This is a genomic window from Fictibacillus arsenicus (assembly GCF_001642935.1).
Classification (GTDB): Bacteria; Bacillota; Bacilli; order Bacillales; family Fictibacillaceae; genus Fictibacillus; species Fictibacillus arsenicus_B.
Map to the genome: position 1 here is coordinate 3728956 of NZ_CP016761.1, position 21661 is coordinate 3750616.

A 21661-nucleotide genomic window follows, 5' to 3' on the forward strand; every position below is an offset into this window, starting at 1 on the left:
TTTTATTTTTCATATTCAATGACAAGCATATCCCAATATTTCAATGCTGGTATGATTACAGTCATTTTACCATCTTTTTGCTCAAAATCTAGTGTAACCGGGGAACCCAAATATTGGTCTGGAGAAGCAATCCATACGTTCTCCACCTTTTTATCTGCTCGAATCTCTAACTCTATGTCTTTCATTTCTTTCGGCTCTGTCTGCATACCCTCATTATCTCTCCACTCCATCGTAGATGCATCTGTAAAATTAATAAGGTGGACGATATCCTGATTCTCTTTTTCATAGGAAGAATAGTGGATCTCACCTTTTTTAAACTCAGGAGAAACCTTGACCTCTTTACTGACAGCATCCACTTCAAAAGATCCTGGCTTAACACCATCACGAAGGTAGTTTTGATAACCTGTTAAAAAATCGTAATACGAGATTAATCGACTCTCGAGCTGATCTGTTATCTCCAGGTTTTTATGTGGAAAGTATTCTTTGGAAAGCATGTTTTCCCCGAGCTCTAAATGAGACCCGCCTGCTGAAAAGATTACGGCATTCGTTAGCAGAACGGCCGGTGTATTAAATTCGCCCGTACTGTCTGACAGATCATAATTCATGTAGGCAGCAAGGACCGTATTTTTTTGGAAACCGCTGTAGTTATTGTTCTGCTCAATAACCTGCTTTAGATGACTGAAGTGATTGAAAGGCTCCCAAATTTCCGTATAAAGAAAGTCAACAGGTGCTTGTTGAGCGATATTGATCTGTGCATACTGATTTACGGCGTTCATGACCAGAGGGACGTTCAACGCTTCTTTTGCCGCTTTTAAGAAGTCGATGTATGACTTGTCAAGCGCTACGATATTTCCTTCATAATCCCAACGCATTCCCCGGTCACCGAGCTGGTCCACATGCCAGCCGTCAAATGGGAGCTTGCTGAATGCTTCTATTTCCTTTTTAAGCAAAAAGGATTGCCACTCTTTATTGGACGGATCAAGGAGCATAATATCACTCGCCCATGAATCGGGCAGCGGGTGAGAATCCTGTGTCTCATGAGCAGAGTCTTGAAACAGCCCCCACTCCCGCTTCACGCCGTCTTTTTCCGAATCCTCATACGCACCGAACAACAAGTTATAGTTCATAGCCATCATGTTGAGTTTATGGGACAAGTCTATATATTGCTTAACGGTTTGGTAAGAAACAGGTCTGTTCGCGATATCTGGCCATTCCTTCTCTAGTGGGCTGCCTTCCGGCGGAATCGGCTGATTATGTTTATACTGCCAATCGTAAAATTGAACACCGTTGATATGATAGCGATTTAAACGTTTCATCACCTTTTGCTGCTCAGCCGCTTCCATCTGACCAAAATCGGCTAAATACCCGTAACGCGGGAACTTTGACCAATCCTCTGATACATCCACTGCAATGTTCAAATGGTCAACATACTCTTTTTCTTTCTTTAAAAGGACTTCTACCAAATATCCTTTTTCATTATCTTTCGGTGTTTTCCACTCCCAAATAAATGTTTCGTCTTGCTTTATTACTTTTTCCTCTTCTTTTACCGTTTCGTCACCATGACGATAACGAATGACGAGGGACTCTCCGTTCATTTTTTGTTTTAAGTTTAATGTAAAGTGAACCGTATCACCTGGATTATACCGGGCTTTGTCGGTTTCGACCGAATCCAGATAATCGGTCTTCTCTTCTTTTTCATCGATCTCAACGACAGTGCTTTTGGATGAGCATGCCGCAAGCAAAAGACACATGCAAACAAACATCGGCAGAATGATTGATGAATTTTTTCTCATCCTTTCATACTTCCTTCACTTAACCCGCTCTTCACAAAATGTTTTTGGAAGATGATATAGATCAAGACAACCGGCAGAAGTGCGATGATAGACGCCGCGAAGATCCATGCCCAGTTGCTGGCGTGCTGCCCTTGAAACATCATGAGTGCGATCGGCAGTGTACGGAGTGCTTCATCTTTTATAATGGTAAGTGCCACAAAGTACTCATCCCATGTTCCTGAAAAGGAGAAGATGGCCATTGTTCCTAATGCCGGTTTCGACAAGGGCAAGTAAATATTCCAAAAAATACGCCAGTTTCCGCCGCCATCGATCCGGATGGAATCTTCGAGCTCTTTCGGAATCGTTTCAAAAAAGCCCCGAAGAAAGAATGTTGATCCGACTACTCCGCCGCCGATGTAGAGAAGCCATAATCCTGCGTACGTATTTACGAGTCCAAGATTACTGATAACCGTAAATTGAGGAACGATTGCAAGCACAACGGGAATCATCATCGTAAAAAGGAACATGCGAAACAGAAATTCTTTAAACGGAAAATGAAAACGTGCGAACGCATATGCGGTCAACGCACCTAAAAACAAGCTGCCGATCATCGAAACTCCCGCGATCAATAAGCTGTTTAAAAAATAACGGAAAAAGTTATTCCTGTTCCAAACCGTTTCATAGTTATCCAGATTCGGTGTGACGGAGAAAACCTCGCTCGGCCGGGGCAGCGTATACGCATTGTCTACGAACGTCGTTAAAAGCATATAGATAAACGGAACAATAAATATGGCTGCACCTGCTATCAGTACGGCATATACGACAAACTTCCAAAACAAACTCGTTTTTGTTGTATACACGCTTTGTCCTCCTTTCTAAAAGACAAAATTAAAAGTATCTCTGGTTTCCTATCTTCTTTTGCTGTGTCCATGTTATGAAAAAGATCGTAAGTCCCATCATGACACCTAGTGCAGAAGAATAGCCAAAATTAAAATTGTTGAACGCTTCCTTATAAATCATGCTTTGTAAAACTTCGGTCTGGCCGATCGGGCCGCCATTCGTAATAAAGTACACTTGCGGGAAAATATTAAATGCGCCGATCACCAGGTTTATCAATACAAAGATCGTCACCGGACCTAACAATGGAATCGTAACATTCCGGAACAAGCGCAGTCCGTTTGCGCCGTCAATGCTCGCTGCTTCATACAGCTCTTTTGGAATTCCCTGCAGTGCTGCTAAATAGATAACAACCGTCCATCCGACTGTTTTCCAAATGTGAAATGTCCAGATCACAAACATGGCTGTCCATTGATTTTGCAGCCAGCTGATTGGTTCATCGATGATTCCAAGCTTCGTATGCAGCAAAAAGTTAATAAGGCCATTCTCTCCGTCAGCAAACAAATAGCGGAATAAAAAAGCAACCACGATCCAGGATGTGATGATAGGCAAATAATAAAGCGTCCTGAATGTAATTTTGTATTTTATAAAATGCATGTTGATCAAAACAGCAAATACCAGACCTAAAAACCAGTTGATCGGTACGGTAACCACTGTGTTTAAAAGTGTATTTCTGACTGCGTATTTGAATTGTTCATCACGAAACGCTTCTTTATAATTTTCAAGACCTACAAATGGACTCTCTGCCCCTGGAATGATGCTGTAGTCTTGAAAGCTCATAATAACCCCTTTAATTAAGGGATAAATAACAAAGACTACCGCTCCAATCAAACCAATCATGATAAAGGGAAATACTTCCCCCCATTGTTTGATACCTTTTGTAATGGCACTCTTCTTTCCTTCTGGTTTGGGATTTGGCTGCTGATTGTATTTTGGCGCATTATTTAATGCTGGTTTTACAGATGCCATCTTTCTCCCCCCTTGCGATCTGATAGTGGAACAAATGCACTCCACTCAATGTGAAGTGCATCTGCTTTTTCCTATTTCTTAAGGATGGCTTCTCCTTGTTTAGCAGCATCATCCAGCGCTTCTTTTGCTGACATCTTGCCGCGGAGTGCTTTTTCAATGTTCAAGTTAAACACTTGTTCAAATTCAGACCATTGCGGAATTGGTGTCCTTGGTAATGCGGTTTCCAATTGATCGACATACTCCTTTACAAAAGGAACCTTTAAAAACTCAGGATCTTTTGCCGCGTTCATGTTTGTTGGGATCAGGCCTGTTTCAGACATCAGTTTCTGAGGTTCTTCTGTCAGCATCCATTGTGCAAATGTCCAAGCTTCTTCTGGATGCTTGGAGTTTGCAAAGATGACGAGATCCTCTCCACCGATTACAGAACGGCTGCCACCCGGCCCTTCAGGTATCAGACTGCGAACGGTATACTCCAGCGGGTCTTCTTTTTTCTTCTCTTCATTCATCAAGACACTGTAGAACCAGGGTCCGTCATCAAGCATCATATATTCATGCTTCTTGATTCCATCCCAGGCACCTGGCTCACCGCCAAGGATGGTTGGGCTTAAGATTTTGTCTTTGTTCCACTGGATAAGCTGTTCTAATGCTTTTACGCTTTCAGGACTGTTTACAAAACCATCAATCTTTGTGTAATCATCGTTGGTTAATTTTCCGCCTAAGCTCCAGAAATATGGAAGCACACCCCAAGCATTGGCTCCCCCGATCGTGATTCCGCCTTTAGCTCCAGCATCCTTTGCTTTTTTAGCTGCCGCCGCAAGCTCTTCCATCGTTTTTGGAACTTCTGTTACACCAGCTTTGTCTAATACTTTCTTGTCATAGATTGCTATTTTTGTGTTCGTATTCACTGGAACACCGTAGTATTTTCCATCAAAAATATTTGTAGCCATTGGACCTTCAAATACAGACGATTTTACATTATCGAAACCATCTAAGCTGCTGACTTCTTTTAAAGCACCCATTTTTGCAAACTCTGGCACCCAGATGATGTCCATACGCATGAGGTCTGGAGCTGCGTTTCCGGAGACACCTGCGATAACTTGCTGCTTTAGTCCTTCATAAGGCATACGTGTTAGTTTTAGCTTAATATGAGGATGTTCTTTTTCAAACATCGGTTTAATCTTTTCTTTTAATACTTTTTCTTCTTGATCACTGTAAGTATGCCAATATTCAATCGTCACTTTTCCATCTGAGCTCTTTTCCGATGAATGATCAGAGGATGAGCAAGCGCTTACAAAAAGCAAAGCAATAATAGACAGGATCCCTAACACTTTAGAAAAAGGTGTTTTCATTTTTAAATCCCCCTTTGGTGTTGTTCGTTCTATTATTAAAAATTTTCAGAATATTTGTAACCGCTTCCATTATCAGAATGGTGTATTATCTTCCACACTCTATCTCATCCTTCTTAATGAACTAATAAAAAAGGTGTACGATCTCCCTTTTTTAAGAGAAATAGTACACCATAACTTTTATATCAATGTTTGTTAGGCTGTTTGCCACACAATCACTCGGTGACAGGTCCAACATTAGAATCGATTTAGCGAAAACAAAGATATGTCATGTTCCGTTCGGCCACTCACAGCTAGCTGACTAAGCACCTCACCCATAACACTAGCAAACTTAAAACCATGCCCGGAAAATCCACAAGCGATGATGACATTTTCATTTTCAGGGTGCTGATCAATAATAAAATGATGGTCACTCGATTGGGTCATTAAGCATGTTTTCCCTTCGTTGAGCTTTCTATTTGCTTCGGGAAGATAGTTTTCTAGAAAATCACGCAGCTCACCTTCATCCGATTCATAAGCTCCAAAGTTTTGGGAATGCTGATCAGGATCAATGGGTTGGCCGCCGTCCGTTCGTCCCAACTTAAGACCAGTACCGTTGATATTAGGAAAGCCGTAGAACATTTTATCAACATCATCGACATAAAAGGATGGAAAATGACCGACATTGAACAGGTCCTCCGGTGTTTCAAACCAGCATACGACTTTGCGGACGGGTTGTACAGGAAGCTTCAACGAAGGTAACATCTTAGCCGCCCATGCTCCTACGGTCACAATCACTTTTTTTGATAAATATTCATTTCTCTCCGTTTTAATTCTAATTAACTCATCACTATTTATTTCAATTTGTTGCACGGGAGAATTTATCAAAAGCTTGGCGCCATTTTTAAGTGCCATTTCTTTATAGGCTTGAACTGCATTTTCGCTATACACCAATCCAGATTCTGTTTCATAGCATCCAATAAAGTCACTTGGCACATGAATTCCCGGCCATTTTTCCACTATATCGCTTGCAGACATGACGTTTAATGGGAGGTCATACCTCCGAGCTGCTTCTATGGTTTCTTGGAGAAACACAGAATCCTTTGGACCTAATCCGAGAACACCGGTTTTTTCAAAAATTTTGGTTCCACTTTGTTTTTCTAATTCTGCCCATAATTGCTGAGCACGTTGAACTAACTTTACATACTGTACTCCTTCTCCATATGCATGGCGGATCATCCGGGTACCCCCATGGTGACTGCCATGATCATGCGGAGGATTAAATGAATCGATCAATAGTGTCTTTACATTTTGTTTTGCTAGAAAAGCACCCGCCGCCATTCCCATTGTGCCGGCGCCAATAACTGTTACATCAAAAACGGTTCCTTGTGTCATCTTATTTACTCCTATGTTTTTTCTATGTCTATATAAAAATTGAACTGTTTATTTTATTAAACAGTCCAATTTCATTACTTAATTTTGTTTATAATCATCTAAATAAGAGATTGGTTCTACAACTGGAATCGCAGCACCATTAAAGTGTTTTTTGATAAAGTTTGTCACTTCTTCAGTATGATAGATATCTGCAATTTGTTTCAATGTCTTATCATCTTTACGTTTCGTTTGAGCAGCGATAATGTTAACGTATGCTTTATTGCTTGCATCTTCACCAAAAATAGGATCTTTTGTTGGGTTTAACCCAGCATTAATCGCCATATCACAGTTAATAATGGAAGCCGCCGCATCGTCTAAACCACGTGCTGTTTGCCCAGCGTCTACTGGAGTGATTTTTAAGTTTTTAGGATTTTTTTCAACATTTTCTAGACCGCCAGCACCAGTAAAGCCTTCTTTTAATGTGATAAGACCTGCTTTTTGCATTAACAATAGTGCTCTTCCTAGATTCGTAGGGTCTTTTGGAATAATCACTTGGTCCCCGTCTTTAAATTCGCTAACTTCTTTAATTTTTTTAGAATACATTCCCATCGGCCAGATAGAAGTTGTACCTATAGCTGCTAAATCAAGATTACGGTCTTTTTTAAAGCTATCAAAATATACAACAGTTTGAAATGCATTGATATCAATTTCTCCACTATCTAATGCAAGGTTTGGTTGAACATAATCATCGAATTTGACAATTTCAAGAGTAATTCCTTTTTCTTTCGCAAGCTTTTTAACTAATTCCCAAGTTGGAACTTCTGCTGATGATGTACCGACTATAACTGTTTTACTGCCTTCGCTATTATCTGAACTGCTGTTTGAACCACAGGCAGAAAGTAATAGAAGTAATCCTACTAAAATAATGGCTAATTTTTTCATGTTTATAATCCCCTATGCTGTTTTTTTTTATAAAAGGATAACCTTTTACAAACGAATATGTTTTAGTTTCTTCTCAATTTTTTCGCGATCACGTTCCCTATTGATTGAACAAGTTGAACCATGATAATGAGTGTGACAACGGTAATGACCATAACCTCTGTTTTAAATTGGTTATATCCATACGTAATCGCTAGATCACCGATTCCACCGCCACCAACGGCCCCCGCCATTGCGGAAGCACCGATTAATCCAATTGTCGCGATGGTTAAAGCTAACACAAGAGAGCTTCGTGCTTCAGGAAGGAGAAATCTCCAAATAATTTGCCAAGGAGTCGCCCCCATGGCTTGAGCTAATTCGATGGTCCCTTGATCCACTTCAAGAAGTGAGTTTTCAACTAAACGCCCGATATAAAAGGCTGTATAGAGGACAAGTGGGACAATTGCAGCAGTCGTACCAATTGAAGTTCCGACTACTAAGCGAGTAAAAGGAATAATCGCCACAACTAGAATAATAAAAGGAATCGATCGAAAAATATTGATAATAACGTTAAGAATATTGAAGACTATTTTATTTTCTAGAATCCCGTGTTCTCTCGTAATCACTAACACTACGCCAATTGGCATACCAATAATGATCGAAATAATCAGCCCTACAATAACCATATATAAGGTTTGATCAATAGCAGTTAAAAATTCAGGCCAGAACCAGCTCCAATCAAATGGCATCTTTAGACACCTCCTTTATCACAGCATCATTCTCGTTTATATATTGAATCGCACGATTAATCTCTTCACGGTCTCCCTTAAATTCAACTAGCAAATTTCCAAATGGAACTCCCTGGAGCTCTGTTACCATCCCGTGGATCACATTCAAATCGATAGAAAATTTTTTAGCCGTATTCGAGAGCAACGGTGTATTGGTCGATGCGCCCTTAAAGATAATCCGGTAAATACCATGTGGGTTCGTCTGACTACTTTCCTCAATTAATCGTTTGATCGAAGGTGGAATCGTTTGGTTCAATACCGTCCTCACAAAGCTTCTTGCAATTTTCGTTTTCGGCTCGGTGAACACATCGATGACAGAGCCTTGTTCAACAATTGTTCCCTTTTCTATGACCGCAACCTTGTCACAAACATCACGGATGACATTCATCTCATGGGTAATCATTAAAATCGTGATGCCTAACTCGTCCCGAACCTTGCGCAGTAATTCCAGTACCGCTTCCGTCGTATTCGGGTCAAGGGCAGATGTCGCTTCATCACAAAGGAGAATATCTGGATCTGTTGCCAATGCTCGTGCGATACCCACCCTTTGCTTTTGACCTCCTGATAGTTGTTCAGGATAATGATTCATCCGATCCGCCAACCCAACGAAGGATAATAATTTTGTCACTTTCTCTTTAATCTCATCCTTCGGGACGCCTTCTAAAATAAGCGGCATCGCAACATTTTTGAAAATCGTTTTCGCTTGCAATAAGTTATATTGCTGAAAAATCATCCCGATTTTTTTTCGTTGCTTGCGTAAGTCCCTTGGATTAAGCGTAAGGAGGTCAACGTCATTAATCAGGACTTTCCCGGAAGTTGGACGTTCCAATATATTCACGCAGCGGATTAGTGTACTTTTCCCGGCACCACTAAATCCAACCACGCCGAAAATTTCTCCTTTATCAACTTTTAGGTTGATTCCTTTCAAAGCTTCAACTTTTTTGTCTTTCCCTTTCCCAAAAACTTTGTGAACATCATCTAGTACAAGCATGTTGTAGTCTCCTTTTTCAAGCATCTAAACCTAAATAAAACACAAAAAAACCACAATCATTTGAAAGTGGTTAGCCGTTTATCTAAACCTTATCTTTCAGAATGATATCATTCTGCAGGAATTAGCACCTTTCATAAAAATGATGGTTGCTGGACGTCATAGGGCCTGTCCCTCAGTCTCTCTGGATAAGTTATTCTTTTATTTTACTTTTTTTAGTATATAAAAGTAATAGAATATAGTCAATATTTTTTATTTTTTATTTTTTAAAATATGTGAAGGATAAAAAGGAAAAGTTATTATTTGCGTAATTCTTAAAAGTTTTAACGGTCGTTATGAAGTATGCGATCCATGACTAACTGAACTAAGTGTCCATCATAAAAGTCAGGCTGTTTTATAACACGAGAAGGATCTAAGATGCGATCTACCCATTTCCATATTTCATTTCTTGACGTCAAACGCCAAGGGCGAAAATTCCCTTCTCCGCTTTCTTCCTTTTCATTCCATGTATGGGTCTTGTTCGTCCCGTTTTGAACAGAAAGTTGAATGCCAAATTCTGTTGATAACATTTCCATTTTTCCATTGTCACCATACACGTTGATTTTAATTGTTTGTCCCCTGCCTCCTTGATAACGAACCCAGCTTGTTTGGAAGCTTGAGATCGCGTTATTGGGCAGCATCGCTGTAAAAAATACCGAATCAGGTGCTTTCTCTTTATCATTTGTATCTCTTTTTACAATTTGATAGGAAGCTGACAGTGGATGAATAGGTCCGTCAAATAAATAATGTGCCAGATCGATAAGATGGGAACCTAGGTCAGCCAGAACACCGCCTTCACCACCAAGCTGAATATCCCCTCTCCACCCTGGTGAGGATTGAATACCATAATCACCGGTATATTCAAAATCAGCTTCAAGTATGTTTCCTATTCTTTTCTCACGCAACTCATTCTTCATCTGCTTAACGGCAGGATTTTCACGGTATGTAAAATTCACTGCATGTATGATAGACGAATGAACACCCTCTATTATTCTAGTAGATTCTTCCGTATTTAGGGCTAAAGGCTTCTCACAAATAATGTGCAAGCCCCTCTTTGCTGCCGTTAAGATTATGTCGGCATGAGTACAGTTCGGCGTTATAATACATACCCCGTCTAAATTCTCGTTATCTATCATTTGTTCGTAAGAAGTATAACTTTTTGCAATGCCGTATTTTTTAGCCATCAAACGAGCGTTGTTTCCATTCTCACTGCAGATGGCGGTCAACTCAGCTTGAGGATGCATGTTAAGGACGGGTAAATACCATAGATCCGCAAACCAGCTGGCTCCGATTACACCTATTTTAATCGGTTTCATTTTATCACCTCATGCTCAGAGGTGATTCTCGTGTTTTCAAGAATTTGATGAAGTACCTTTTGATTTTCATAGCCATCATAAAAGGTTGGACAATCCTCTGGTGTAAGACCGTTAATCAAATCTATGAAATCTTCGAGCTGATTTCTTTTATAGGTGACAGGCACTTCTAAACTTGTTTTATCTCTTGTTTTCTGTTCGTGGTTGAACCGGATCAAATGTATATTGTCAGGTCGCTCACAAGAAAGCTCCATCGTCCCTTCATCTCCAAAAAGAGTAACCTCTAGTGCGTTCGAAAAACCTACTGCATTCCTTGTTGTCATGAACTGGCCACCGCGATAAACGCTGAATAATCATCAACATCTACTTCTTCAATCTGTTTGTTTGCGTCTAGTGATGCTCTTTCTTTTACAAAAGTCGTATTTAAACTCTTAATCTGCTGAAATTCTCCAGCAAAAAAACGAGCCGCATCGATCATGTGCGAACCAAGATCCCCAAGTGCGCCAGAACCGGAAAGCGCTTTCTTAAAACGCCAGGTTAAAGGAATTTGAACAGCGGGGATGCCCCAATCCTGTAAATAACGGATAGAGATATGCCGCAGCTTGCCGATCTTGTTCTGCTGAAGTAAATCTTTCGCATAGCGGAACGAAGCAACATAACGGTAAGAAAACCCAACCATGCATGGAATAGGCTGTTTTTCGTATTGCTTTTTAAGTTCTATAGCCTCTTCAAAGTTTAATGTAAATGGTTTCTCTGTCATAAGCGGTTTTTGATGCTGTATACAATTACTGATTATTTCAGCGTGTAGATAGTTAGGTACGATTGAAATGACAGCATCTACCTCTGAATCTTTGATCAGTTCCTCATAATCTTCATATCTCTTATTCTGAGGAATATCCAGCTTGTCTCCAATCACCTGAAGCTGCTCTTTATTCACATCTGATATAGCGCCCACCGAAACATTTTTTAATTGAGATAAAAGATAGATATGATGATTTGCCATGCCTCCTAAACCAATTAAGCCGATTGAAATATGATTTGTCATCTTCTTCATTCCTCCTTGTTTCGTTACACCCTCTATACAAGAAAAACTGAAAAATACCTTCTTATTTCTTCAACTTCGGAAATTAATTACACGATTATTAGAAAATAATACGATAAGATTATATATCTAAGTGCAGCACATATTGAGGTCCAACCGGTCCGTGTTTGATCTGACCGCGGTCTTGAAAACCTGCCTTTTCATATAATTGTTTGGCAGATTCGTTTTTAAAGTTTACCGATAAAATTAATTCATTGATTTCAGGATAATGGTTAGAAACAAATGCTGGCAGCTGCAGCATCGCTTCTTTCGCATATCCTTTTCCCTGCTCAGACTGATTGATTGACAGGGCACGGATTACCATAGCCTGAGGGTTCGCTGTAAAATCCCGGATATTCTCCCCAGCATGCAGAACAAAAAAGCCTACTGGCACGTCTGATTCCGTGATAACCACTGGATTTCGGCTAGGATCTTCTTCGCATATTTTCAAGGCATCACTTGGCATGGCGGTAAACTTCTTTTGGTCTTCTACTAGATAGAAGGCATTAAGAGCTTCACGATGAATTTCTTCAAAAAAAGTGAGTGCAACGTTCCCCATATTCATAACCCCTGTCGTTTTTATAGATCAATCAATGATTCTGCTGCTTTTAGCCAAGCTTTCGCCATCAGTTCATTCCCTTTTTTTCTCATATGTACACCGTCTGTTGTCAATGAAACATCAGGCTTTTTTGTTAGGTGGCTGATGAAAATGTCATGTGTTGGGACGAGTACTGCGTCAAACTCCACCGCTAGCTTCCGAACGGCATCAACATACGGGATCAGCATCTGGTTTCCTTGAGATTGCGGGTTCTCTTTTATGATCGTCGGTTCCATGAGTACAAGCTTTGTGGTGGCGGGAAGCTGTGACAACAGGTCACGATAGACCTCTTCAAATTTAGAAACATCAATCTGAGCAAGATCTGGGCTATCCAGCTGTCTCCAAACATCATTGATTCCTATGGAAACTGATAAAAGATCAGGCTCTAGATCAATAACATCCCGCTCCCAGCGGAAAGCAAGGTCTGTAACGCGATGTCCATTGACGCCTTTGTTGATCACCTTAACATCCTCTGGCAGCACTTCTTTAATCATGCGGACATAGCCGTTCCCCAGTCTTTCAGGATCAGTATTTTTAATAGAAGCTGTGATGCTGTCACCGATAAAAATAATTTTCAAGGCTGTTTCCCCCTCCGGTTCGTTTTTTCTTATTTTACCATGTGTGTGAATAAAACATGATTTAAAGGATTTTGGACAGCTGTTTTGGAATACATATAGAAAATCCTTTTTACAGGAGGAAGAACATGATTGAAACTGCTGTTCATCGCCCAGTTACATTAGGTCAGACGGAAAAGATGCCGTCCTACCGTATGGATTTGCGGCAATATAAAAATCAGAAAGAATATGAGAAGTTTGTAAAAGTAAATACGGTGAATGACTGGTCGACCGTTTCTTGGAAAGACATCGGGAAGCCGTATGAAGTGACTTCGTTTTCTAAAGATAAACTGGATTGGGAGGAAGAGCATGGCAAGACCCTGCCTGTTCACACCTCTTGGACGATGTTCAACCAGTCTTTTCATGAGTGGTTTTCGAAGGATGTTCCTGCTGAAATCCACGAAAAGAAAGGTGCCTTTTTTCATAGTTTAAAAAGCTTTAAGCCTTCTGAAGTAAAAGTAGCGCTCGGAGATTATATTCGCATTCATTTATGGAATTATGTTCACCGGGTACAGGATGGCATTTGGGATCCTCGCGGGAAACGAGCGTTGTTTGAAGGGCTGGATATTCAAAAGCCTCGCATTTTATTTTTAGGTGCGGCTGAAGGTTATGAGGCGATGCAGCTATCTGCGATGTATCCAGGCGGTGAAGTCGTGATGGTCGATTATGATGCGTTCTGCCGGGATGCGAGGTTTGCAGAGTTCCCTGAATCCTATCCGTTCTTGGGGAAAAATCCTAGTACAGGCGGAGAAAAAGTTTATTTTAAAGACGATTTTAAAATTTCGTATGTGGTGGATGACATTCGCAATCTTTCCTTTGGAGCGGAGTTTGATATCGTGCTGAGTGTCGGTTTGCTTGAGCACTTCCCAGATTCTATGAAGGCTGAGGTTGTGGAGTGGCACCGGAAGTTCTTAAAACCGGGTGGCTATATTGTGATGACAACTCCGCGAGCCCAGCTTCGGTCTAAGCTGTATTACGAAATCATGGCGGATGTGATGAACCATACGTACCGGGAGCTCATGACGCTGGAGCAGATGGGGCTTTATTTGTACGAGAACGGACTGGATATAATGAATCACGGTTATATAAAAGTGCACAATGGGATTGTGGCGAGGGCGAAATAAGGAATTTTAGCGAAGGGTGGTCGTTATGAAAGTTGGGACGGCACGAGCAATTGCTGCTGAATGGGTGATGCTACATTTGAGTGAAGAGCCATGGTTTCGCGGAGCATATTTCAGCGGTTCCACGATACATCTAAACGAAAATGAGGAAATGTCAGCAGCTTCTGACATGGATGTTGTTGTCGCTATGGCTCGTGATGAAACACCTCTGAAACTTGGAAAATTTCGATATGAGGGCGTTCTGATCGAAATTACGTATTTGTCATGGAGTAAGCTTCAATCGGGTGAAGATGTGCTGACAGACTATCATCTTGCAGGGAGCTTTCGAGTAAACACCATCATTAGCGATCCCACCGGACATTTGGAAAAATTGCAACACGATGTTTCAGTTCATTTTACGGAGGAAGCTTGGGTTCTTTGCAGGTGTGAGAATGCTCGCCTTCGAATTGAGCATGGGTTGAAGTCTATTCATCCCCAGGACCCTTGGCATGATCAAGTGACCTCTTGGCTGTTTCCGACAGGCGTGACTACTCATGTCATTCTAGTAGCAGCCCTTCAGAATCCAACGGTTAGGCTGCGTTATTTGAAGGTCCGAGATGTCTTGAAGGAGTATGGTTACGAGGACGTTTATTCCGAGCTGCTTAAATTGTTGGGTGTCTGGGATATGACTGCGGAACGGGTAGAGCTTCATTTACGTGCGCTGGAACAAACATTTGACGCCGCTGTTTCGGTATCTAGGACTCCTTTCTTCTTTAGCAGTGATATTACGGCGGAAGCACAGCCGATTGTAATTGACGGAAGCCGCGACCTTATACGATCGGGATTCCACCGGGAAGCTGTTTTCTGGATGGTTGCGACTTTTGCACGCTGCCATAAAATTTTTGAAGTGGACGGTAGTAATGAAATTCAATTGAAACATCGTCCAGCTTTTGATGCGATGGTTGCAGACCTTGGAATATTTTCAACAAATGATTTAACTCGGAGGGCTGAAGACGTTCTGGATTTCTTGCCTAGACTTTGGGAGACAGCTGAGTTAATTATTTCTGCAAACCAACATATTTTTAAAAAGAAACATTAACAATAACAAATTTTGCGAGGAAACGAAATGATGAATCAAAATGAGGGACATCATAATAAACTCCAAAAGTTATATGAAACACAAAAAGTTGCTTTGTATGTGTTGTTGGGACTTATTTATTCGGGTTTCTTAGGAACTCAGCTTGGGAGGATCCAAGCGATTTCTGACTTTAATTATACGCTGCATGAATTATTGTTTGTACCAGCGACATTGGCACTTTACCTTGGACCTGTCATGTTTCTCGTTTATTTTTATCTTCTTATAAAATATATAAAAAAACGTGAAAGAGGTCATTGGGGCATTAAATCAGCCGCCAAAACCATTTCGGTCATAGCTTCTATTGTGGCGATTCTAATCATTATGAATCATCAATCCCACGAAGTATCAACAGCCGGTATTTTTGTTTTAGAACAGAAACATCTTGTAGAGGGAAAATATTATTTAGTGATTGATGAAAGACAGATTAAGGTCTCTAGGAATGAATACCAGTTAGCTGAAGTTGAAAATGAGTATCTTGTAAGTTTCATTTGGAATTCACGCTCTAAAAAAGGTATCCTGGAAACGATTGAACCAGTTAAATAAAAAAGGTCGCACACATATATGACGATATGTGTGCTTTTTTTGTCGTAAAAATAAAAAGGTAGGAAAATGAAGCTTGAATTGGAGCATTCCCTATTAGACATTTGCTCCATTTCTAACTTTTATGATAATTGTGTGGGGACAGTCCCCCCTTATTTACCTAGAGCAAATGTGATTTCTACTTCGCATGCTACCTGTCCATCAACCGTTGCGATTCCTTTGCCTTTACCGATCGAACCGCGTACGCGTGTCATCTCGACTTCTAGACGAAGCTGGTCGCCTGGTACGACTTGCTTTTTAAAGCGGCAGTTGTCGATGCCCGCAAAAAATGCAAGCTTCCCGCGGTTTTCTTCTTTTTTCAGCATAGCTACAGCTCCTACTTGAGCAAGAGCTTCGACGATCAACACGCCTGGCATTACCGGGTACTCAGGGAAGTGGCCGTTAAAAAATTCTTCATTTGCTGTTACATTTTTGATACCGACTGCACGCTGTCCTTCATCTATTTCTAGAATGCGGTCAATTAACAAGAATGGATAACGATGCGGGATAATTTCTTTAATTTCTTCGATGGTTAACATGGTCTACATCACCTTTCTTCTATTCACTTTTTTATTATTTGTTTTTTATTATACTTGGTATTGTTACCTGGTACTAATTATAATCAAAAGAAAAACAATGACTCTGTAAATCTGCCATTGTTTTATTATTATATCTTTACTTCTCTTTTTCTACAAGGTCGATAATGTGTGTCCAAGTTTCCTTCTCAAAGACATTCATCGGCTTTCCGTCACCGATCACACCATAGCCCACCATTGTACCAATCGCAAAACAAACCACGATTCCGCAGATCAGCAGCAAAAGCCGAAGCCAGATCGGAAAGCTTCTCTTTGTGCCGCGGTGGATTAGTTTCTTCTTTTCTTCCTTTGAAGAACTCTTTTTCTCCTGATAGCGCTGTGTTTTTTGATTTTCTTTTTTATTTAACTCTTGCTCATGCATTTCATTCGTTGTCATACAAACCTACCCCATTTAGCGAAGCCCGTTTACTAACCCCATCATCTGGTCAGCAATTGTAAGAGAACGCGCGTTAAATTGATATGAACGTTGTGTCTGAATCAGTTCCGTCATCTCAGTAGAAATGTTCACGTTGGAAGACTCCAATACGCCTTGCTGAACGAAGTTGCCTGCTCCAGCTTCTATTTCCTCAATTACTTGATTTAACGGAATGCCTTGTGGCGCTTGGAAATTATGTCCGACTGCAAGCATCAGCTGCGGCCGAATAATATTCGCAAGTGCTAGCTGTCCTGATTCAACAACCGCTCCATTATTTAACGTTACCGAAACTTGGCCGTTTTGTCCAATGGTAATTTTATTATGGTCACTAGGAATCGTGATTGGGCCGTTCACACCCATCACACGATTACCTTCTGACGTAACGAGTTCCATCTCATCAGGATTTCCTGCAGACGGCGATAAGTAAAACGCACCGTCACGAGTATATTGAACAACTTCTCCGCCATTATTATCCGTCGTTTGAATCTGAAAAAACAACCCTGGCTGCGTAAGTGCCACATCGAGCAAACGGCCTGTTTGCTGCAATGTTCCTGATTCTAAACTAACCGCTGTCGAAGAAATACGCGCGCCGCTCCCAAGCCGGATGCCGTTCGGAGTCAATCGTCCATCTTCTGTAGGGTTTAGAGCCTTACTCTCCATCTGCTGAAAAAGCAGATCAGAAAACTGTGCTTCCCGTCGTTTGTAGCCGTTCGTCGTGCTGTTCGCCATATTATTTGAAATGGTATCCAGCTTGTGCTGAAGCTGTCCCATCGTCACTGCTGCTGAAATCATAGACTGGTTCATGCGTGATCCCCCTAGCCGATTCGGCCAATTTCATTTGCGGCTTTTTCCATCGTACGGTCATAGGCTTGAAGCACTTTTTGATTCGCTTCAAATGCACGGTATGCCGTCAGCATCTCCGTCATCGTCTGTTCTGTGTTCACGTTGGAGCGTTCAATAAAACCTTGCTGCAGGTTATACGTGATCGCCGGGTTGCCGATAGCGCTAGCCGCTTCTCCATCTAGTCTGAAAAGCCCTGTTCCCTCTTTTACTAGATTGTTAGGATTCACCACATACGCAACATCGATCTGTCCTGCAACGGTACCGTTATCGATCACCTGGCCTTCCTTGTTAACTGTAAAATTATCGCTTGTTACTGTGATTTGTTCTCCATCCGTCCCAAGAACATAATGCCCTTCAGGCGTTACTAAACTGCCCTCTGCATCAACTGAGAAATGACCGTTTCGTGTAAAACGCTCCTGTCCATTTGCGTTCAACCGGAAAAAGAGTCCGCCTGGAAGCCCTGTTTCAGGATCGGCCGGTACTTGTCCTTGTAAAAGAGCAACATCCGTTTTGATTCCTGTCTCGCGAAGATCTCCTTGCATGAAGTTCGGTGTCGTCTCTTGAACATATACTCCCGTTGAAAGTATTCCAACCGGGTGATTGTTCGGAATTTTATTACCGTTCATTTCGGTTTGTCCCATATGCTGAAGAAGCATTGTAGGGAACGTGCGCAGACTTGCGTTGTCTGCTTTATATCCAGGTGTATTGGCATTTGCCATATTGTTCGTTAAAATTTCTTGTTTGCGCTGCTGTGCCAGCATTCCGGCTGCAGCATTATAAAAGCCTCTTAACACGGAGTATTCCTCCTGTAATTGTAATCTGGACACAAAATGTCTCATCGGTCATATCGACAGATTTTTACATTTCTTAATAAGATTCTGCGAAAAATGACGGATTCCTTTTTAAAATGAGGAATTTGTACCAGAAGATTGATAGCGGTCGTTTTGTCGAAAAGCCTATAAATGAAAAATTTTTGAAGGCTCATAAATCTAATTGAAGGACCATAAAAAATTTTGAAGGCTTATAAATTCAACTGAAGGATCATAACTCTTCAGATATTAAAATAAATAGGTTGCTTGGCACTCGCCAAGCTTCTTCACTAACCTAAAAACCAAAAATGCCACCCAACTTGGGCGGCATTTTCCTCATTAAAACACTTTTCTTTTCGCAATCTTATCCATATGTTCAAGCATTAAGCCCGTTCCGTTCGCTACGGCTTTCATTGGCTCTTCAGCAACCAGTACTGGAACCTTCAATTCTTCTGCAAACAGCTGATCGATTCCGTGAAGAAGCGCTCCTCCGCCTGTCAGCATAATACCGCGGTCGATGATATCAGCGGATAGTTCTGGCGGCGTCTTCTCAAGCACGCTTTTAGCTGCTTGAACGATTACCATCACTGGCTCCATCAATGCTCTTTGAATTTCTTTTGAGTGAACCGTAATGGTACGCGGCAATCCGGATACCATGTCACGGCCGCGGATCTCAAGCTCTTCATCACGTGCGCCTGGATAAACCGTCGCTACGTTCAGCTTAATGTTTTCCGCTGTGCGCTCCCCGATCAGCAGTTTGTACTCTTTCTTTATGTACTGGAGGATCTCTGAATCGAACTTGTCCCCAGCCATTTTAATAGAAGAGGAGGTGACAATATCGCCCATGCTCAAGACCGCAACGTCAGTTGTGCCACCACCGATGTCAACAACCATATTGCCGCTTGGCTGGAAGATATCCATCCCCGCCCCAATTGCAGCCACTTTCGGCTCTTCTTCAAGAAAAATATGCTTAGCGCCGCATTTTTGTGCAGCTTCTCTAATGGCTTTTTGTTCTACAGACGTAATGTTCGTTGGCGTACAGATCAAGATTCTTGGCTTAGCAAACACGCCCTTCACTTTGATTTTATTAATAAAGTGTTTCAGCATTTGCTCAGTTACTTCAAAGTCAGCAATTACGCCGTCTTTCAGCGGACGAATTGCTACGATGTTGCCTGGTGTACGGCCTACCATGCGGCGGGCTTCTTCTCCAACAGCGAGTGCTTTTCCGGTATTCGTGTCGATCGCAACGACGGATGGTTCGTCAAGCACAATCCCTTTTCCTTTTACATAGATCAATACATTAGCGGTACCAAGGTCAATTCCAACGTCCCTTGAAAACATGTTATATCCTCCCTGTTAAACATCCATACAATATAATGACATTTTTAGTAAAAAATCGAAGTTCTATCCAATTTATCATTATATCACAAGTTTGTCGAACAAGGTGAAATATTGTCAAAAATTAATTATTGGACGTCAGACCTATAGGCACATAATGATTTTGGTGTCATGTTGCATCCCTATCAATCGTAGACTTATTGAACAACTTCCTCTGTGCCTTTTTTGTATTTCACGCGCGTCGCTTCCCCACCCCGCAAGTGGCGGATGGACTTGTGGTATTCGAGGATTTCTTTTACGTTATTTGCAAGATCCGGATTAATTTCAGGCAGTCGCTCGGTGAGGTCTTTATGCACCGTGCTTTTGGAAACCCCGAATTCTTTTGCGATCATGCGGACTGTTTTTCTTGTCTCCACGATATACCGTCCTATCTTGATGGTTCGCTCTTTGATGTAATCGTGCACACCACTCGCCTCCCTAAAATGGATGTGAGAGATGCGATAGAGACTTCTATGAACAAGCTACGTGACAAGTTCTGTTGTCATCTTCGGCTTATAAGTATTGCTTCCATTCCCCTTTTTCCACCGCAGCCATAGTACGATTTCTCACCGCTCACCCTCAATTTGAATTATTGTAGGTTTTGTAACATCTTATTAACCAAGTTTTCGTTATATGCCTAAATCTCAACTGGGACAAGGGGAAATGTCCATTTTTGTGAAAAAACCTCCATAAACAGGTGAAAAATCTATTGGTGAAAGGAAGCCTGTCTGAGGAAATTGGTGGGGATTTTAAGATTTACGGTACGTGTTCTTTTTTCTGTTACACGTTCGCTCAAGCTGACCTAATTTTCGCTCAAAATCCCCGATCTACGCTCAGAATCTTCACGCTACGCTCAAATCTCCTGTACGACCGCTCAAGAATCCTCTGGTACGCTCAAACATCTTCAAATCGTCCATTTTGCCCTGCAAAATCTTCATTATTTCTTTTAAAAAACGAAAAGCTGCCCCGATATTCTCGAGACAGCTTCTTTTTTTAAATTATTCGCTTGCACCTGAATCATCTGCTGATGTTTCATCTGATTCTGCTGGAGCATCAGTGTCTTCTGCAGATTGAGATGATGATTCTTGTTCACGGTTGGCATCTTTGCCGTCTTTACCGTCTTTTGTGCCTTTTGTGTCTTTTGTGTCTTTGCCGCCTTTATCGTCGGCTTTTGGTGCTGCTGGCTTCTTTTCTTCAGCAGGCTTTTGCTCTTCTGCTTTTTTCTGCTCTTCAGCCGCTTTTTGCTCTTCTGCTTTCTTCATCTCTTTACGAGAATCTTCAACAGCGCTTGCAAGCTGTGCTACAGATTGATCCCAAGCCATTACTGGGTCCACTGCTTCTCCATCTTTGCGGACTTCGAAGTGTGCGTGAACTTTCGCATCCTTATCATAAGCATTTTCGCCAGCTTGTCCAAGAACTGCTCCTTGTTTCACTTGGTCGCCTTGCTTAACCGATACAGAGGCTAATGATGAATAGTGTGTTACAACACCTTTGTCATGTTCAACTTCTACAACCCAGCCTAGTGCAGGGTCTTTTGCAACTTTTACAACATTACCACTTAGTGCAGCTGTTACATCGAACGCTTTACCATCTTCTGTCGCTAGATCGATACCGCGATTTTGGTAGTAGATATTGTTATAGAATACGAGTGCTGCTTCTTGCTCTTGGGCTGTAGCTTCTGAACTAAAGAAATCCTTCACTACTTCAATGGCTTCAGGGTCAGCAACTGGCATTTGGAATACTTCTTTTGTAAGTGATACTGGTACTGCTGTTCCATCGTCTTCTAATGCGCTTTCTGGAGTATTATTATTCTCCGTATTTTTCGCATCGTTTTGATACCATAGAACAGATGTTAAAATGACTGCTGCAAAACTAAGATACACTGCAGGATAAACCCAACGTTTTTTCATAGCATTCTTACCTTTCATCGGTACTGTTTTTTTGGTTTGTTTTTCTTCTTCTTTCATTTTTCATCACCTCAGCAACAAGTTTGAACAGAATTCTGAAAATATATACTTTAGTGCGAAAATTTTTTGAAAGTTTCTTTCGACATATTAAAAAACCGCACCATGTTTTATGACACAATGCGGTTCTCTATATAGAAGGGGTCTGTCCCGGGACAGACCCC

The 21661-nt window shown here is 41.3% G+C and carries 23 protein-coding genes and 1 riboswitch; of the genes, 3 read left to right on the top strand and 20 right to left on the bottom strand.

The features are described from left to right. Window positions 1-2: 2 nt before the first annotated feature. The 13 genes from ABE41_RS18830 to ABE41_RS18885 form a co-directional block, all read right to left on the bottom strand. Window positions 3-1793: a glycoside hydrolase family 66 protein gene (locus ABE41_RS18830; RefSeq protein ID WP_066293777.1), complete on the bottom strand. Its 1791-nt coding sequence runs from the start codon at window positions 1791-1793 to the stop codon at window positions 3-5. Then, window positions 1790-2632 carry a carbohydrate ABC transporter permease gene (locus tag ABE41_RS18835; RefSeq protein ID WP_066293780.1) on the bottom strand — a complete coding sequence of 281 codons (843 nt, stop codon included), beginning with the start codon at window positions 2630-2632 and terminating at the stop codon, window positions 1790-1792. The genes ABE41_RS18830 and ABE41_RS18835 overlap by 4 nt, the downstream gene beginning before the upstream one ends. Window positions 2633-2660: 28 nt before the next feature. Further along, window positions 2661-3638 carry a carbohydrate ABC transporter permease gene (locus tag ABE41_RS18840; RefSeq protein WP_066293782.1) on the bottom strand — a complete coding sequence of 326 codons (978 nt, stop codon included), beginning with the start codon at window positions 3636-3638 and terminating at the stop codon, window positions 2661-2663. Window positions 3639-3709: 71 nt separating this feature from the next. Further along, window positions 3710-4987: an extracellular solute-binding protein gene (locus ABE41_RS18845; protein WP_066293784.1), complete on the bottom strand. Its 1278-nt coding sequence runs from the start codon at window positions 4985-4987 to the stop codon at window positions 3710-3712. A gap of 234 nt (window positions 4988-5221) precedes the next feature. Further along, window positions 5222-6358 (bottom strand): N-methyl-L-tryptophan oxidase, encoded by a 1137-nt coding sequence (gene solA / locus ABE41_RS18850; protein ID WP_066293785.1) that lies wholly within the window; start codon window positions 6356-6358, stop codon window positions 5222-5224. Window positions 6359-6436: 78 nt separating this feature from the next. Beyond that, a complete protein-coding gene (locus tag ABE41_RS18855; RefSeq protein WP_066293789.1) occupies window positions 6437-7279 on the bottom strand; it encodes a MetQ/NlpA family ABC transporter substrate-binding protein in 843 nt (280 codons plus the stop codon). Between the two features lie 62 nt (window positions 7280-7341). Further along, window positions 7342-8004 (bottom strand): methionine ABC transporter permease, encoded by a 663-nt coding sequence (locus tag ABE41_RS18860; protein ID WP_066293795.1) that lies wholly within the window; start codon window positions 8002-8004, stop codon window positions 7342-7344. Then, complete coding sequence (locus ABE41_RS18865; RefSeq protein WP_066293796.1) at window positions 7994-9034, bottom strand: methionine ABC transporter ATP-binding protein; 1041 nt, start codon at window positions 9032-9034, stop codon at window positions 7994-7996. The genes ABE41_RS18860 and ABE41_RS18865 overlap by 11 nt, the downstream gene beginning before the upstream one ends. A gap of 86 nt (window positions 9035-9120) precedes the next feature. Then, window positions 9121-9226, bottom strand: a riboswitch (SAM riboswitch). A gap of 128 nt (window positions 9227-9354) precedes the next feature. Continuing rightward, window positions 9355-10386: a Gfo/Idh/MocA family protein gene (locus tag ABE41_RS18870; protein WP_066293797.1), complete on the bottom strand. Its 1032-nt coding sequence runs from the start codon at window positions 10384-10386 to the stop codon at window positions 9355-9357. Beyond that, the gene (locus tag ABE41_RS20820) at window positions 10383-10706 is read right to left on the bottom strand and encodes a hypothetical protein (RefSeq protein WP_083207886.1); all 324 of its coding nucleotides are present in this window, start codon (window positions 10704-10706) and stop codon (window positions 10383-10385) included. The genes ABE41_RS18870 and ABE41_RS20820 overlap by 4 nt, the downstream gene beginning before the upstream one ends. Continuing rightward, the gene (locus ABE41_RS18875; RefSeq protein ID WP_172827378.1) at window positions 10703-11428 is read right to left on the bottom strand and encodes a Gfo/Idh/MocA family protein; all 726 of its coding nucleotides are present in this window, start codon (window positions 11426-11428) and stop codon (window positions 10703-10705) included. The genes ABE41_RS20820 and ABE41_RS18875 overlap by 4 nt, the downstream gene beginning before the upstream one ends. A gap of 118 nt (window positions 11429-11546) precedes the next feature. Next, window positions 11547-12023 (bottom strand): GNAT family N-acetyltransferase, encoded by a 477-nt coding sequence (locus ABE41_RS18880; protein ID WP_066293798.1) that lies wholly within the window; start codon window positions 12021-12023, stop codon window positions 11547-11549. A gap of 20 nt (window positions 12024-12043) precedes the next feature. Further along, the gene (locus ABE41_RS18885; protein ID WP_066293801.1) at window positions 12044-12640 is read right to left on the bottom strand and encodes an SGNH/GDSL hydrolase family protein; all 597 of its coding nucleotides are present in this window, start codon (window positions 12638-12640) and stop codon (window positions 12044-12046) included. A gap of 125 nt (window positions 12641-12765) precedes the next feature. On the opposite strand from ABE41_RS18885, the gene ABE41_RS18890 reads away from it, so the two are divergent. From ABE41_RS18890 to ABE41_RS18900, 3 genes are read left to right on the top strand one after another with little or no spacing between them, the layout of a single operon-like run. After that, on the top strand, window positions 12766-13800 hold the full coding sequence (locus tag ABE41_RS18890; RefSeq protein WP_066293804.1) for a class I SAM-dependent methyltransferase: 1035 nt from the start codon (window positions 12766-12768) through the stop codon (window positions 13798-13800). 25 nt (window positions 13801-13825) lie between these two features. Beyond that, window positions 13826-14875 (top strand): hypothetical protein, encoded by a 1050-nt coding sequence (locus tag ABE41_RS18895; protein ID WP_066293807.1) that lies wholly within the window; start codon window positions 13826-13828, stop codon window positions 14873-14875. Window positions 14876-14902: 27 nt separating this feature from the next. Continuing rightward, a complete protein-coding gene (locus ABE41_RS18900; RefSeq protein ID WP_156774316.1) occupies window positions 14903-15457 on the top strand; it encodes a hypothetical protein in 555 nt (184 codons plus the stop codon). Between the two features lie 149 nt (window positions 15458-15606). Here the strand turns inward: ABE41_RS18900 and fabZ are convergent, their stop codons facing one another. The 7 genes from fabZ to ABE41_RS18935 form a co-directional block, all read right to left on the bottom strand. Next, a complete protein-coding gene (fabZ, locus tag ABE41_RS18905; protein WP_066293812.1) occupies window positions 15607-16032 on the bottom strand; it encodes a 3-hydroxyacyl-ACP dehydratase FabZ in 426 nt (141 codons plus the stop codon). A gap of 136 nt (window positions 16033-16168) precedes the next feature. After that, complete coding sequence (locus ABE41_RS18910) at window positions 16169-16465, bottom strand: DNA-directed RNA polymerase subunit beta (protein WP_066293813.1); 297 nt, start codon at window positions 16463-16465, stop codon at window positions 16169-16171. A gap of 15 nt (window positions 16466-16480) precedes the next feature. Further along, window positions 16481-17308: a flagellar hook-basal body protein gene (locus tag ABE41_RS18915; protein WP_066293814.1), complete on the bottom strand. Its 828-nt coding sequence runs from the start codon at window positions 17306-17308 to the stop codon at window positions 16481-16483. 11 nt (window positions 17309-17319) lie between these two features. Then, window positions 17320-18141 carry a flagellar hook-basal body protein gene (locus ABE41_RS18920; RefSeq protein WP_066293815.1) on the bottom strand — a complete coding sequence of 274 codons (822 nt, stop codon included), beginning with the start codon at window positions 18139-18141 and terminating at the stop codon, window positions 17320-17322. 354 nt (window positions 18142-18495) lie between these two features. Next, a complete protein-coding gene (locus tag ABE41_RS18925; protein WP_066293817.1) occupies window positions 18496-19497 on the bottom strand; it encodes a rod shape-determining protein in 1002 nt (333 codons plus the stop codon). Between the two features lie 194 nt (window positions 19498-19691). Then, window positions 19692-19958 carry a sporulation transcriptional regulator SpoIIID gene (spoIIID, locus tag ABE41_RS18930; RefSeq protein ID WP_007203593.1) on the bottom strand — a complete coding sequence of 89 codons (267 nt, stop codon included), beginning with the start codon at window positions 19956-19958 and terminating at the stop codon, window positions 19692-19694. Window positions 19959-20531: 573 nt separating this feature from the next. Continuing rightward, window positions 20532-21500 (bottom strand): stage II sporulation protein SpoIIQ, encoded by a 969-nt coding sequence (locus ABE41_RS18935; protein ID WP_066293821.1) that lies wholly within the window; start codon window positions 21498-21500, stop codon window positions 20532-20534. Window positions 21501-21661 lie beyond the last annotated feature (161 nt).